Genomic DNA, 13706 nt, shown 5'->3' with positions numbered 1-13706 from the left:
GCGCTACTGCGCGCCCGATCCGCCCTGCACGATCTTCTCGTTCAGCTTATGGTCCACAGTGTCGACGGTGCGGTCGATTTCGGCGTTGGGCACACCGAGCTGATGCGAGATCAGTTTCACCAGCAAGTCGACGCGCTCGATGAAGGGCGCGCCGCTCGCGACCGCGCGGGCCGCCGATGACGGCTTGAGCAGGCTTTCGGCGGCCTTGGCATATTTCGCGAACGGCACCTGGTCCTGCGGGTCGGCGCCGAGGCGGCGGGCGATGGCATCGACGTGGTCGTAGATCGTCTGTGACCGCGCGAGGTCGCCATGCACGGCGTCGCGGATCGATTGCGGCTCATTCGGCGTGATGCAGCGGTAATTGCCGGTCAGCAGCATCGACCATTTCGCCAGCGGCACGAACAACGAGTCGAACACCTTCAGCTTCACCGGCACGTCGTGGCCGTCGAGTGTCACCGCGTCGATGTCGGCTTCGAGCTCGCGCAGCAGCTTGTTGTGCTTCTCGTCTGCGAACACCGATGCCTTGAAGTTCGTGGGCAGGCCGACATGGAGCACGTTCGCCGCCTCTTCCGGCGGACGGAACGCCTGCGGGTCGGGCGAGCACAGCGTCACCAGCCCCGGCTCGAACCGCTCCCACACCTGCGCATTGGTGTAGGCCTCCTCCAGATCCATGTCTGCGAGCGCCGGGATCCGCTTCAGATAGGGCAGCGGCGGCATGTTCATGATCGAAAGGCACGGCAGCTTCGCCGCGGCGATCTTGACCATGAGAACGCGCACCGTGTGGTTGGTGTATTGCGGCTCCTGCATCGCGAGGCCGACCAGGTCGTAACGGGAGAGGTCGACATTGGCCGGTGTCACGGCGTCGAGCTTGCCGGGCAGGTCGCGCGAGAAGATCGCCCGGTGCACCGCCTCGTCGCGCAACTTGATGCGCACCTCGGTACCGTCGCGGTTGATCAGCTCCGCGGTCTTGGCGCGGCACACCAGGGTCACGTTATGACCCGCCATCAGCAGCTTCGTGCCCAGCAGGGAGCCGTAAGAAGCTCCGAGAATCAATATGTTGCGCGCCATGCTCCGTCCCTTTGACAATGTGTGTGATTTTTGAGCCCCGGCCGTCAGCCGCGGGCGAGTTGCCGGCATCTAAAGCGAACTGCGTGGGGATGGCAACTGGGATAATGCATACAAGGAAGTGCCGATACCCCATCCCATCCGCGCCTGTGTCGCCTCCCCGTCAATCCCATCGTGCGAAAATATTCCACTTTACCGAAATTCGGATTTGTCGTATGTGTCGCTCATCCCGGCTCACCCTTGAGGGGCGATCATGTGTCGTGATGATCGCGGAGCCGGGCTTGCGGTGGACGCGGCAGCGTCGGGCGCGAGAGCTAAGGGTAGGGCGGATTGCTCTCCGTGAGCCCTAAGGCTTCGCGCGGACGGACGGCGCTGTCAGGTTCGTCGCGCCAGCATTTCGATGGCAACGTGCACAACGCCGTCGAACCCTGTGGCGCAGGCGAACCGCGCGTACGGCAAAACCGTGTGGTCCTGGCCGTCGTTGCTACGGTCAAGCCCTGGCGGATGCGGCACTCGCGTTAACCGGCGCGGTGTCGGCGACTTTCGCCGGGGTGAGGGAGGCCAGAAGGAATTCGGCTCCCAGGAGAGCGCGGCATAAGCCGTCAAACCACTGCGCAGGGAAGGCCGCGTGTTGGGCTTCACCTGTATGCTGCTGTGCGGTCTTCTCTGCGTGTGCTTTTCGCGCAGCGGACCGCGGGTGCCAGCCGGCACCCGGCCTTCCCTGGTGTGCCCGGCATGGGCTTCGACTTGGAGGTGAAAGTCCTTCCGTGAGCTGATCACAGCGAGCGAAGTGAACCGCAGAGTGTCGGACCGCGAGGCCGGCGTGAAGGAAGCGGGGAGCGAAGCTGCGGGCCGACGAACAGAAATCGGATATGAGGCGGAGCCGAGCAGGGCGAGCGGGCCAGGAGCCGCAAAGCCGTTGTGATCAAGGCAGGCGACGTAGATCCGGCGGTCGTGCAGCGAAGGTCGAAGGTCTTACCCGGGGAGATCTCGCTTGCACCTGAAAGGGTGACGAGGGTTGCAAGGCCTTCGGAGCGAGAAGTCAGCAGAGGCCGTAGTAGCGGCTTAAAGCCGTGAAGGGCCGAACGATGGGAAGGGCGAAACGCCCACAAACCTCGGGGGAATTATGCCACAGAAGCCGGAAGCCCCGGACGCACGATCGACCGCTGCGGTGAAGCCGCAGCGGCCGGCCGGGCGCGTGGAAGCGCCCCTGACTGGAAGTGGAGACGAGCGCCCAGGAAGCAGCGATCTGATGGAGAAGGTGTGTGAACGCCAGAACCTTCAGGCCGCACTGAAGCGTGTTCGGCAGAATGCGGGCAGTCCCGGCATCGACGGGATGACGGTGGAGGAGCTACCTAACCATCTGCGCGTGCACTGGCCGCTCCTGCGCGAGAAATTGCTCGCGGGGCAGTACCAGCCGCAGCCAGTGAAGCGGGTGGCGATCCCGAAGCCCGGCGGGGGCGAGCGCGAGCTCGGCATCCCCACCGTGCTCGACCGGTTCATCCAGCAGGCCCTGCTGCAGGTTCTGCAACCGCAGTTCGACCCAACCTTCTCGGATGCAAGCTATGGCTTCCGGCCCGGACGGAGTGCGCACGACGCGGTGCGTCGCGCGCAAGCCTATGTGCAGGAAGGCCGCAGCTTCGTGGTGGATATCGACCTGGAGAAGTTCTTCGACCGGGTCAACCACGACATCCTGATGGGAAGGCTGGCCAAACGGATCGCGGACCGTCGGGTGCTGCGGCTGATCCGCCGCTACCTCAATGCGGGCGTGCTCGCAGACGGGGTGGTGATCGAGCGGGGTGAGGGGACGCCGCAAGGCGGTCCGCTGTCTCCGCTATTGGCCAACGTGCTGTTGGACGAAATCGACAAGGAGCTGGAGCGGCGCGGGCATGCCTTCGTCCGCTACGCCGACGATCTGAACGTCTACGTTCGGACGCAGCGTTCGGGCGAGCGGGTGATGACCTCACTGCGCAAGCTGTTCGGGAAGCTGAAGCTCCGCGTCAACGAAACCAAGAGCAAGGTACGACGCGCCACGGCATCGAAGTTCCTCGGCTTCTCCTTTTGGGTGGCTGCGGGACGGACGATCAGGCGGCGCGTCGCACCACAGGCCATCGAACGCATGAAAGAGCGCGTGCGCGACATGACCCGGCGCAGTGCCGGACGCAGTCTCGCACAAATGTGCAAGCCGCTCGGCAAGTATCTGACAGGGTGGAAGGGGTACTTCCGCCTTGCAGAGACGCCCGGCGTCTTTGCCGACATCGACGGGTGGATCCGGCATCGTCTGCGGGCGGTTCAGCTCAAGCACTGGAAGAACGGGCATGTCGTCTACCGCGAATTGATCGCGCGCGGCGTACATCCCGACGAAGCCAGGCGAGTGGCCATCAACAGACGGCGCTGGTGGCGCACCTCGAAGGTGGCGCTCAACAAAGCGTTGCCAAATGAACGCTTCAGACGGCTGGGAGTCCCCTCCCTCGCAAGCTAACCTCAACCCATCGAACCGCCCGGTGCGGACCCGCATGCCGGGTGGTGTGGCAGGGGACGTGGAGCCAAACTCCACGCCTCTATGCCGATCGCCCTCTTGGATCTAGAGGGTGGAGAATCAAGCAAAGCTCGGGCGAAATCCGCCGCGAGAATGCGAAGGCGTGTCTGCCACGCAAATGCGATTTGGAGAACGACGCCATTGCCCCTTGCTCCGTCATTGCGAGGAGCCCTTGCGACGAAGCAATCCAGCATCTTGTCGCGGAAAGACTCTGGATTGCTTCGCTGCGCTCGCAATGACGAGATTGGGGCGAGCGCTAACCACACACGCGCTGTCATCGCCCGGCTCGACCGGGCGATCCAGTATTCCAGAGGCGCTCGTGATTGAGCCGAGAGACCGCGGCGTACTGGATTCCCCGCCTTCGCGGGGAATGACAGCGTCATTTGGAGGACGACGGCGGCGCCCCTTGCTCCGTCATTGCGAGGAGCCCTTGCGACGAAGCAATCCAGAATCTTTCCGCGGAAGACTTCGGATTGCTTCGCTACGCTCGCAACGACGAGATTGGGGCGAGCGCTAACCACACATTCGCTGTCATCGCCCGGCTCGACCGGGCGATCCAGTATGCCAGAGGCGCTCGTGATTGAGCCGAGAGGCCGCGGCGTACTGGATTCCCCGCTTTCGCGGGGAATGACAGCGAATTGGAGGACGACGGCAGTGCCCCTTGCTCCGTCATTGCGAGGAGCCCTTGCGACGAAGCAATCCAGAATCTTGCCGCGGAAAGACTCTGGATTGCTTCGCTGCGCTCGCAATGACGATGTGGAGAGAGTATACGCGCGCATTACGCTCTCGCGGGGCGGCCCATCGCGCTGCGCCTCACCCCTGGCTCGCCACCCGCGCACGGTCGAGATGTGCCTCGATCTTCGGGCGGTCGCGGGTGCGCTCGAAGCTGGTGCAGAGCAGCTCGGTCTCCTCGAGCGAAACAGGGGCGCGATACAGCCGGCACATGAACTCGGAGGTCGCGCGTCCCTTGCCGGTGCCCGGGCCGCGTTCGGCAAGAAACATGCAGTCCCGGCAGATGCTGGCATCAAGGCGCTGATGGGCCGCGTCGAGATGATTGAGGATCTCCCGCAGCGAGTCACGCAATTTGATGCACTCGTCGGTGCCGAGCGAGGTGACTGCGTTCAGCACGTGATTGATCGGGTCGTGCTGGCTCAGGCATTTCTCGCCTTGCGCGGTGACGTGAAGCACGACCGAACGCTTGTCCTCGTGCGACGGCTTTCGCACCAGGAAGGACTTGCTCTCGAGCGTCTTCACGATCTGCGATGCTGTGGCCCTGGTGGCGCCGATGAAGCCGGCAAGCGCGGACGGCGTGCGCGAGAACCTGTTGGCGCGGCCGAGAAAGCGCAGCGCCATCCATTCGCGATCGCGCAATCCATGCTGATTGCCTTCGAAATACCAAGCCCGCGCCGCCTGAACCAGCAGCTCGACGGCTTCTCGCGCCAATGGCATGAATCGACCTCGTCCCCGGAACTTCGTGTGCGGCGTTCCGAAGCCGCCTCGCGCCCTGGCTTGCGAATCCGTCGTGAGGCGTCAGACCGCTGGAGGTGCCCGACGAGCACGTCGTGTCCAACTCTCGCGCGAAGGCGCGGACTGCAACGCGCCCGACCCGGACCGATGGGCGTGGCGTCGTTCGAAGCGCAAGCCTGCGTCGCTGAGGGCATGCCAATAGCGTCGTCGTCGCACGGGAGCCCGAGTTGCCGTCGCCAGCAGACGATGGATCGGAGTAGTTCAACCGGAGCCCCTAAAGTTCAAGTCGCAAGCAGACGTTTCTTGTATCCATCGAAACGATGAATGAGCTTCTCAACAAAATCAAGTACAGACGCTCTCGAAGACTGGATGTCGTTGCCGGCGAATGTAACGTTCAAGACAATCTCGCTCGTCGGGACACATGATAGTGAACGCGAGACGCTGCCCGATGAGCAGCATGCACGCAACTATACGTCGGTTTGTGCACGCCACGTCGCTGTCTGTCGTTGATGCAAGTTGATCGAAGCTTGTGCATGACGACGATGTGCGTCGGCATGTCATCCACAACTTGTACGATCCGTCGGGGAATCACCTGAGGGAACTCACAGGAATTGCACGCGGCGGTTGTTGCAGTCGCGGTCGCAGGAATGGCCCGTTCGTCGCTTCCGCTCGATTCCTCTCGTCCGATCGACTTGATATTCCCGCGACGGAAGCCGGTCATGGCTGCGCGTGCGCATGCGCTGGAAGCGTGGCCGCATGCGCAATCGGCTGTCGAAAACAACGGGCAGGGCACGACGGCGTCGCGCGCCATCTCACCGCGCAACCTGCTACTCGCCCTTGAGCATGTCCCGGAGCTCGCGGAACGGATCGCCGCTCGGCGGGGCCGATGCGTCCTGCCGCATCGCGCTGTAGATTCTCGGAACCATGTCGACCGCCTGGTCGAGACCCGAATCACGCCCCGACTGATATCCGCCCATCAGGCGAAGGTCACGTGTATCCTCGTATTTGGCGATCATGGCGCGCAGCTTGCTCACCAATTCGCGCTCTTCGGGATCCCAGACGTTATGGGCGAGGCGAGAGACCGAGGCCAGAACGTCCACGGCCGGATAGCGCGCCTGGTCGGCGATGTGCCTGGAGAGCACGATGTGCCCATCGAGCGTGCTCCGGATGGTGTCGGCGATCGGCTCGTTGTGATCGTCGCCGTCGACCAGCACGGAGAAAATCCCCGTGATCGTGCCGGATCCCTCCTCGCCGGGGCCGGCGCGCTCCAGGAGCCGCGGCAGATCGGTGAAGACCGTCGGCGCGTAGCCGCGCGCGACCGCGGGCTCGCCGGCGGCGAGCGCGACCTCGCGGGCGGCGTGCGCGAAACGGGTGATCGAATTGACCATCAGCAGCACCGATTCGCCGCGGTCGCGGAAATATTCGGCGACCGCCATCGCCGTCTTCGGCGCCAGCCGCCGCATCATCGGGCTCTCGTCTCCCGTCGACACGATTGTGACGGCGCGGTGACGGTCGGTGCCCAGCACGTCCTCGATGAACTCGCGCACCTCGCGGCCGCGCTCGCCGACCAGCGCCAGCACGACCGTATCAAAACCCTGGCTGCGGGCGAGCATCGCCAGCAGCGTCGATTTGCCGACGCCGGAGCCGGCAAAGATGCCGACGCGCTGGCCGGCGCAGATCGGCGAGAACAGGTCGATGACGCGCACGCCGGTGCGCAGCGGCTTGTGCACGCGCGCGCGCTTCATGGCCGAAGGTGCCTCGGCCTCCGCCGAGACCGCGCGCGATCCCGGCGTGAGGGGCCCCTGGCCGTCCAGCGGTGCGCCGAGCGCATTGATGACGCGGCCCTTCCAGCTCGGATCGGGCGCAAAGGACAATGGCGGCATCCGGTATGCGACCGAGCCCAGCCCGCCGGCGAATTGGCGATCGAACGGCTTGGCGATGATGCCCTCGTTGTCGATCCGCACCACCTCGCCGATCTGGGGCCTGCCGGCCGAATTGACACCGATGAGCTCGCCGAGCCTGACGAAGCGCGACAGGCCGGAGACGCGGAAATGCGTCGGCGCGATCTCGGAGATCGCGCCGCTGACGCTTGCCAGGGGCGTGCTCTGCTGAAGCTCCAGCAGCGCCCACTCGAGTTGCCGAAGAGCGTTCAAGGAAACCGTCCAACCTCATTGCGCGCGAGGCGCAGCCTATTTGCCGGGTTCGCCCAGCGTCCGGATTGCATTCTGGAGCGAGCTCTCGGTGCCCTCGATCATCGAATTGGTGCCGTCGAAGGCGCGCGAGGCCGCGATCAGCTTCGTCAATTCCATCATCGGATTGGCGCCGGAGCCTTCGACGTAGCCTTGCTTGAAGCCGTCGCGGGAGAAATCGGCGATCGCGGTCGCGGGACGATCGGGCGTGACGCCGGAATTGCCATAGCGCTCGAGATTGGCATCCGCGGGAATGTTGAACAGGCCGATGGTGCCGATCTCGTTGTTGTCCTGGGTGATGGCGCCGCTGCGCGCGATCGAGATCGGTCCGCCGTTGGGATCGAGCGTGATCTGCGCGCCGCCGGAATCGATTACGGGAAAGCCGGACACGGTCTGAAGGTCGCCGTTGGGGGCGATCTGGAGGCGGCCGTCACGGGTATAGACCGTGCCGTTCGGACCGGCGAAGGCGATCCAGCCCTGTCCGACCACGGCGACGTCGAGCGGGTTGCCGCTCTCGGTGATGTTGCCCATCTCGCGGGAGATGATGTTGTCGCCGGGCGAGGAGAAGGCGACCGGGTTCGCGCCCGCCTTGGACAGCACGGTCTCGAACTTCACCACGTCGGTGCGGAACGCCGCTGTGTTGACGTTGGCGACGTTGTTGGCGATCGTCTGGAGGCGCTTTTCGAGGGCGACCTGCGCCGACAATCCCACATAGAGAGCCGATTGCATGACTTACTTTCCGAAGCGGATGGACTGAAGTTTCGAGAGCATGTCGGTATCCATGCTGGCCATCGACGACGCGCCGCCGATCAGGACCAGCACGGGATTGGTCGAGTTGTCGCTCTGGGCCTGGGCCGCATCCCACATCGCGGCAAAGCGCTGCACGAATTTGGTGACCTTGGCCGGGTCCTGGAAATCGGTGAGCTTGATCTTGTCCGTGATCATCTTGGCCTGGGCGTCGATGTCGGCCGAGCTGATCGTCGACGGCAGGCCGAGCGCGGTCTGAACCACCTGCGTCAGCGCCTTGTCGGCGAGGATCTGGTAGGCGGTGGTGACGGTGGAGGCCTTGCGGGTGAAATAGAGCGCCAGCCGCAGGCCCTCGTTCTGGTCGCCGGCTTTTTGCTCCATCGTCTGCCTGACATATTGGGTCGCCGTCCCGGTCGTGGCCTGGGTGGTCTGGGTCGCGTTGCTGCCGAGGGCGGCGAAGTTGAACGCCGCGGCGAATTCACGATAGCGGACGTCGGTGAGCTTGTTGGCGAAGGTGTTCTTGTTGGCGACACCTTCGGTCAGCACCTTGCGCATGAACGCCTTGGCGTAGGTCATGTCGCTGAGGCCATAGGCCTTCATCGCATAGGAGTAGAGCCGGTAGTCCTTCAGGAAGTTGTCGATGGTCTTCACGTTGCCGATATGGCTGAGGAAATAATCGGTCTCGCGGCTGACGTCCGGCTGTTTCGCGACCTGTGTCAGCGACTTGCCCATGTCCTTGGTCAGTCTGGTGTAATCCGCGATGGTGGATAGCATGACACGCGTCCCTCTGGCCGCTCTTGCGAGATCGTCTCAAGCTGCCGCGAATTGCTTGCGCGGGGCTGGCGGTCCCGAAACCAGCTTCGCGCAAGCGTCGCCGACTAGATATTCCCGCTGGGATCGGCGATGGAGCGGCGCGTTGGGCAGTTTCGTGGGGATTTTCATCACGGTGGCGGCACTGCTCGGCGGATTTGCCGCCATGGGCGGGCACCTGGCCGTGCTCATGCAGCCGTGGGAGTTCGTGATCATCATGGGCACCGCCGTCGGCACCTTCATCGTGGCCAATCCGTGGAAGACGGTCGTGGACACCGGCGTTGCCTGCATGCAGGCCATCACCGGCGCGGTGCCCGGCGAGCGCTACTATCTCGATCTGCTCGGCGCGCTCCATGCTCTGATGCGCGAGCTGCGGGGCAAGGGCCGCAACGAGGTCGAGGCGCACATCGATGATCCCTCCTCCTCGGAGATCTTCAAGGCGTTTCCGAGCGTGCTCTCCGACTCCGCACTGCTCCAATTCATCTGCGACTATGTCCGCCTCATCATCATGGGGAATGCGCGCACGCACGAGATCGAGGCGCTGATGGACGAGGAGATCCACACCATCGTGAAGAGCAAGCTGACGCCGTACCATGCGCTTGTGGTGGTGTCCGAGGCGCTGCCGGCGCTTGGCATCGTCGCCGCGGTGCTCGGCGTTATCAAGGCCATGGGGGCGCTCGACCAGTCGCCGAAGTTGCTGGGCGGCTTCATCGGCGCGGCCCTCGTCGGCACCTTCGCCGGCATCTTCCTGTCCTACGGCATCATTTCGCCCTTCGCGCTGAAGATCAAGATGACGCGCGAGAAGAAGTGCCGGCCCTATATCATCGTCAAGCAGACGCTGCTGGCGTTCATGAACGGCGCCATGCCGCAGATCGCCGTCGAGCACGGCCGCAAGATGATCGCCAGCACCGAGCGGCCGTCGATCGACGTCGTCGAGAACGAAACGATTGCAGGTCCCAAGGTCGTCGTGACCGAGGCTGAACCGAAGGCTGCCCGCGCATGATGATGGAAGACGTCGACGTCGATCAGCGCAAGCAGCTGCCGAACTACCTGCTGGATGCCGCCGGCATATCGATCGAACGCATGCCGATGCTCAATGTGATCTTCGATCGCATGGCGGCATCGTGCACGGACAGCCTGCAGCCGATGGCCGGAACGCCGTGCTATTTCTCGGTCAATGGCATCACCAATGACCGCGTCGGCGACATCATCAAGGACTATGAGGCCAACGCGGTCGCGGCGGTGCTCTATGCCGAGCAGTGGGACTCCCGTGTCATCATCATGCTCGACCGCGACTTCGTGTTCACCATGGTCGAGGCGATGTTCGGCTCCGACGGCGCCGAACCGCCGCTCGACGTCGAGCGGGCGTTCTCGAACATCGAAATCCGCCTGGTCCAGGCGCTGTTCGAGCGGTTCGCCAAGGCGCTGCAATCCGCCTTTGCCGGAACTTCCAACGTCACCTTCCGCGTGGAACGGGTCGAGACCGCCATGGCCTCGCTGGCGATCGGACGCAGCGGCAACATGTCGATCTGCGCCAACATCATGTTGCAGGCGCTCTATCGCGGCGGCCAGATGTTCCTCATCATTCCGCACTCCGCGCTCAATCCGCTCAGGCAGAAGCTCGCGCACGTCGTCGTCAGCGACGGCCGCGCGGCCGATCCGCGCTGGCGCGAGCAGATGGAGAGCGAGGTTCACCGCACCGAGGTGACGCTGAGCGCGGTGCTCGACGAGAAGATGATATCGCTCGGCGACGTCGTGAAGTTCCAGGTCGGGCAGGTGCTCGAGCTCGAAGCCACGCCGCGCACGCTCGCCCGGCTCGAAAGCAACAACCAGGTGCTGTTCTGGTGTCAGATCGGCCAGCTTGATGGCTATTACGCCATGCAGGTGGCAGATCCCGCCGATCAGAAACGGGAGTTCGTCGATGATATCCTATCTCGTTGATGCCGTGCTGCTGATTGCGCTCGCCTTCACCAGCATGCGAGTGACCCGGATGCACCGTGAACTGGCGCGACTGCGCAGCTACCAGGGTGAATTCTCGACCATCGTCCATGAGACGGCGGGCGCCTTTGACACGGTCATCAACGCGGCGCACGATTCCACCGCAAATCTCGGACGGCTCGCCAACGTGCTGAGCACGAAGATCGATCAGGCCCACGAGGCGATCGCGGCGCTGGATGCGAGGACAGGGCTCGCGCCCGTCGCGACTGCAGGCGGTGCCGACGTGAACAAGCATTGAAGCCGAAGCCGGCGAAAACGATACGGTCGGAGCGCGGCGGTGCTCCGGGAGCGGAAATACCAAGAGGCGATACCAAATGGCGCAATCCTTCGATTATGAATCTGCCACTCGCGCATCGGCATCCGACGAGGGGCATACCGACGCATCTCCACTGGAGCGGCTGGCGGAGATTGCCGCGCGCACGGCGGAGGAGACCGGCAAGTTCGCCAATGTCGATGCGATCCTGCGCATTCCCGTCACCATGCAGGTGGTGCTGGGATCGGCGACCATTCCGGTGGCGAACCTGATGAAGCTCGGGCGCGGCGCCGTGGTGCCGCTCGATCACCGGGTCGGTGAGCCCGTCGACGTCGTCGTCAACGGCCGCATCGTCGCCCGCGGCGAGGTGGTCGTGGTCGAAGAAGACGATTCCCGCTTCGGCGTCTCGCTGACGGAGATCGTCGGGCCGCTGGGGCAGGGTGATACCTGACCATGGCGGCACAGGTCGGCATCGCTCCCGTCAAGCAGCGAGGCGTCGCCACGCTGGGCGGAACGGAAAAGGTCGCGGCGCTCCTCCTGGCCATGGGCCGGCAGGCGGCCGCGAGCGTGCTTCAGCAGTTCGAGCCGCAGGAGATCCGCATCGTCACCAAGGCCGCGGCGGAGCTGCGGCCGATCACGGCGCAGGAGCTGGAGGGAATCGTCGAGGAGTTCGCCCAGCAATTCTCGATGGGCGCCAACATCCTCGGCACGCTCGGCGGCCTGGAGGCCGTGCTCGGCGACGTGCTGCCGGCCGACCAGGTCTCGCAGATCATGTCGGACCTGCTCGGCAATTCGAGCCGGTCGGTCTGGGATCGCGTCTCCTCGGTGTCGGAGAACTCGCTCGCGAGCTATCTCTCCAAGGAGCACCCGCAGACCGCGGCGCTGATCCTGTCCAAGGTCAAGCCGGCCTGTGCCGCCAAGGTCATGAGCCAGCTGCCGTCCAGCCTGCGCAACGAGCTGATGCGGCGCGTGCTGAGCCTCAAGCCGATCGTCGACGAGGCCATGCGCATCATCGAGAAGACGCTGCACGAGGACCTGACGCTCAACTTCGCCCGCAACCTCGGCGCAGATACCTACGCCCGCGTCGCCGACATCATCAACAAGATGGAGCGCGGCCATATCGAGGACATGCTGAAGAGCCTATCGGAGAAGCGGCCGAAATCGGCCGAAGTGCTGAAGGAGCTGCTGTTCACGTTCGACGACGTCATCAACCTGACGCCGAAGGCGCGCACCATGATCTTCGACCAGGTGCCGACCGATCGCATCGTCGTCGCGCTCAAGGGGACCGACAAGAGCTTCCGCGAGCTGATTCTGTCCTCGGTCGCCTCGCGCGTCCGCCGCGTCGTCGAGCACGAGCTCGCCATCGGCGAGCCGTCGAACCAGCGCGATGTGCTGGAGGCGCGGCGCGTGATCACCGACCTCGCGCTCGAACTCGCGGAGAAGGGTGAAATCGAGCTCAACCCCGAGCAGGAGGATGAGCTGGTCTTCCGCTGACCGCTGAACGGGCATGGCAGAAACATCCGATCAGGAGAGCAAGACAGAAGAGCCGACCGAGAAGAAAGTCCGAGATGCGCTCGAACAGGGCAAAATCCCGGTCTCCCGGGAGGCGTCCATCTTCGCCTCGATGGCTGCCCTGATGGTGATCCAGGCCTTCCTGATCGGCCAGGGCGTGCAGCAATTGACGCCGATGCTGAAGAGCTTCCTCGACGATCCCGAGGGCTTCCCCCTCAGCACCGCGGCGGACGCGCAGAACCTGCTCACCGTGGTGGGACTTCATTCGCTGCGATTCCTGGTGCCGCTGGTCGTCATCATGATGGTATTCGGCCTCGCCGCCTCGCTGCTGCAAAATGCGCCGCGCCTGGTGCTGGAGCGCATCAAGCCGGACGTGTCGCGCATCTCCCCAGTCAGCGGCTGGAGCCGGCTGTTCGGCACGCAAGGACTCGTCGAATTCGCCAAGTCGTTGTTCAAGCTCGCCTCGGTGACCGCCGTCGTCGCCTTCGTGCTGCGCTCGTCCGAGGCGAAGGCGTTCGAGGCGATGTACACCGATCCGGTGGCGCTGCCGGAGATGATCCTCAACATCGCGATGCGGATCGTCTCGGCGATCTGCATCGCGACCATCGTCCTGGTCGCGATCGATCTCGCCTGGTCGCGCTTCCACTGGCGGCGCGAGCTGCGCATGACCAGGCAGGAGATCAAGGATGAGCACAAGCAGGCCGAGGGCGATCCGCTGATCAAGGCGCGCCTGCGCTCGCTAGCGCGCGACCGCTCGCGCCAGCGCATGATCGCATCCGCCGCGCGCGCGACGCTGGTGATCGCGAACCCGACGCATTTCGCGATCGCGCTGCGCTACAAACGCGAGGAGAATGCGGCGCCGCTGGTGGTCGCCAAGGGCATGGACGTGATCGCGCTGAAGATCCGCGAAGTTGCCGAGCAGAACAGAATTCCGGTGATCGAGAACAAGGCGCTGGCGCGCGCGCTCTACGAGGCGGTGCAGATCGACCAGGTGATTCCGGCGGAATTCTTCCGCCCCGTCGCCGAGATCATCTACTTCCTCCAGTCCAAGCAGGCGGCACGGCCCGAGAAGGTCCAGTAGATTTCCGAGGATGGTGCTTCGCGCAACAGCTTGACGAAAGCTTAA

At 64.2% G+C, this 13706-nt stretch carries 12 protein-coding genes; 7 read left to right on the top strand and 5 right to left on the bottom strand.

The genetic code is table 11. The annotated features are described in order from the left end of the window. Positions 1-3: 3 nt before the first annotated feature. Positions 4-1068, bottom strand: coding sequence for a ketopantoate reductase family protein (locus ACSKB8_RS14615; RefSeq protein ID WP_370988416.1), 1065 nt, complete (start codon positions 1066-1068; stop codon positions 4-6). Positions 1069-2317: 1249 nt separating this feature from the next. On the opposite strand from ACSKB8_RS14615, the gene ltrA reads away from it, so the two are divergent. Continuing rightward, positions 2318-3547: a group II intron reverse transcriptase/maturase gene (ltrA, locus tag ACSKB8_RS14610; RefSeq protein WP_438104827.1), complete on the top strand. Its 1230-nt coding sequence runs from the start codon at positions 2318-2320 to the stop codon at positions 3545-3547. 870 nt (positions 3548-4417) lie between these two features. Here ltrA and ACSKB8_RS14605 read toward each other — a convergent pair. The 4 genes from ACSKB8_RS14605 to ACSKB8_RS14590 all read right to left on the bottom strand — a co-directional run bounded on the left by ACSKB8_RS14605 (position 4418) and on the right by ACSKB8_RS14590 (position 8781). Continuing rightward, complete coding sequence (locus tag ACSKB8_RS14605; RefSeq protein WP_438104826.1) at positions 4418-5053, bottom strand: MarR family winged helix-turn-helix transcriptional regulator; 636 nt, start codon at positions 5051-5053, stop codon at positions 4418-4420. An 845-nt stretch (positions 5054-5898) separates the two neighbouring features. Further along, entirely contained in the window at positions 5899-7224 is a 1326-nt protein-coding gene (fliI, locus tag ACSKB8_RS14600; RefSeq protein ID WP_438104825.1) for a flagellar protein export ATPase FliI, read from the bottom strand. Positions 7225-7260: 36 nt separating this feature from the next. After that, positions 7261-7989 (bottom strand): flagellar basal-body rod protein FlgF, encoded by a 729-nt coding sequence (gene flgF, locus ACSKB8_RS14595; RefSeq protein ID WP_091879923.1) that lies wholly within the window; start codon positions 7987-7989, stop codon positions 7261-7263. Between the two features lie 3 nt (positions 7990-7992). Beyond that, on the bottom strand, positions 7993-8781 hold the full coding sequence (locus tag ACSKB8_RS14590; RefSeq protein WP_438104824.1) for a DUF1217 domain-containing protein: 789 nt from the start codon (positions 8779-8781) through the stop codon (positions 7993-7995). A 142-nt stretch (positions 8782-8923) separates the two neighbouring features. Here ACSKB8_RS14590 and motA point away from each other — a divergent pair, with 142 nt between their 5' ends. The 6 genes from motA (at position 8924) to flhB (ending at position 13661) form a co-directional block, all read left to right on the top strand. Next, complete coding sequence (gene motA, locus ACSKB8_RS14585; RefSeq protein ID WP_438104822.1) at positions 8924-9820, top strand: flagellar motor stator protein MotA; 897 nt, start codon at positions 8924-8926, stop codon at positions 9818-9820. Beyond that, positions 9817-10758, top strand: a complete 942-nt coding sequence (locus ACSKB8_RS14580) for a flagellar motor switch protein FliM (protein ID WP_438104820.1) — start codon at positions 9817-9819, stop codon at positions 10756-10758. The genes motA and ACSKB8_RS14580 overlap by 4 nt, the downstream gene beginning before the upstream one ends. Then, complete coding sequence (locus tag ACSKB8_RS14575; protein ID WP_091879917.1) at positions 10739-11053, top strand: hypothetical protein; 315 nt, start codon at positions 10739-10741, stop codon at positions 11051-11053. The genes ACSKB8_RS14580 and ACSKB8_RS14575 overlap by 20 nt, the downstream gene beginning before the upstream one ends. A 76-nt stretch (positions 11054-11129) precedes the next feature. Further along, the gene (fliN, locus tag ACSKB8_RS14570; RefSeq protein ID WP_438104818.1) at positions 11130-11519 is read left to right on the top strand and encodes a flagellar motor switch protein FliN; all 390 of its coding nucleotides are present in this window, start codon (positions 11130-11132) and stop codon (positions 11517-11519) included. A 2-nt stretch (positions 11520-11521) separates the two neighbouring features. After that, the gene (locus ACSKB8_RS14565; protein WP_438104816.1) at positions 11522-12562 is read left to right on the top strand and encodes a flagellar motor switch protein FliG; all 1041 of its coding nucleotides are present in this window, start codon (positions 11522-11524) and stop codon (positions 12560-12562) included. A gap of 13 nt (positions 12563-12575) precedes the next feature. Beyond that, positions 12576-13661 carry a flagellar biosynthesis protein FlhB gene (gene flhB, locus ACSKB8_RS14560; protein WP_438104814.1) on the top strand — a complete coding sequence of 362 codons (1086 nt, stop codon included), beginning with the start codon at positions 12576-12578 and terminating at the stop codon, positions 13659-13661. Positions 13662-13706 lie beyond the last annotated feature (45 nt).

The sequence above is a fragment of the Bradyrhizobium sp. BR 1432 genome, assembly GCF_051547705.1.
In the GTDB taxonomy this organism is placed as follows: Bacteria; Pseudomonadota; Alphaproteobacteria; order Rhizobiales; family Xanthobacteraceae; genus Bradyrhizobium; species Bradyrhizobium zhanjiangense.
The sequence above is the reverse complement of the archived record's forward strand: the minus strand, read 5'-3'. Positions and strand labels throughout refer to the sequence as shown.

Excerpts from the sequence above, each read along its gene's own strand:
- ACSKB8_RS14605 (WP_438104826.1), bottom strand. The coding sequence starts at position 5,053 with ATGCCATTGGCGCGAGAAGCCGTCGAGCTGCTGGTTCAGGCGGCGCGG.
- ltrA (WP_438104827.1), top strand. The coding sequence starts at position 2,318 with ATGGAGAAGGTGTGTGAACGCCAGAACCTTCAGGCCGCACTGAAGCGT.
- flgF (WP_091879923.1), bottom strand. The coding sequence starts at position 7,989 with ATGCAATCGGCTCTCTATGTGGGATTGTCGGCGCAGGTCGCCCTCGAA.
- fliN (WP_438104818.1), top strand. The coding sequence starts at position 11,130 with ATGGCGCAATCCTTCGATTATGAATCTGCCACTCGCGCATCGGCATCC.
- ACSKB8_RS14565 (WP_438104816.1), top strand. The coding sequence starts at position 11,522 with ATGGCGGCACAGGTCGGCATCGCTCCCGTCAAGCAGCGAGGCGTCGCC.
- ACSKB8_RS14575 (WP_091879917.1), top strand. The coding sequence starts at position 10,739 with ATGATATCCTATCTCGTTGATGCCGTGCTGCTGATTGCGCTCGCCTTC.
- ACSKB8_RS14615 (WP_370988416.1), bottom strand. The coding sequence starts at position 1,068 with ATGGCGCGCAACATATTGATTCTCGGAGCTTCTTACGGCTCCCTGCTG.
- flhB (WP_438104814.1), top strand. The coding sequence starts at position 12,576 with ATGGCAGAAACATCCGATCAGGAGAGCAAGACAGAAGAGCCGACCGAG.
- ACSKB8_RS14590 (WP_438104824.1), bottom strand. The coding sequence starts at position 8,781 with ATGCTATCCACCATCGCGGATTACACCAGACTGACCAAGGACATGGGC.
- ACSKB8_RS14580 (WP_438104820.1), top strand. The coding sequence starts at position 9,817 with ATGATGATGGAAGACGTCGACGTCGATCAGCGCAAGCAGCTGCCGAAC.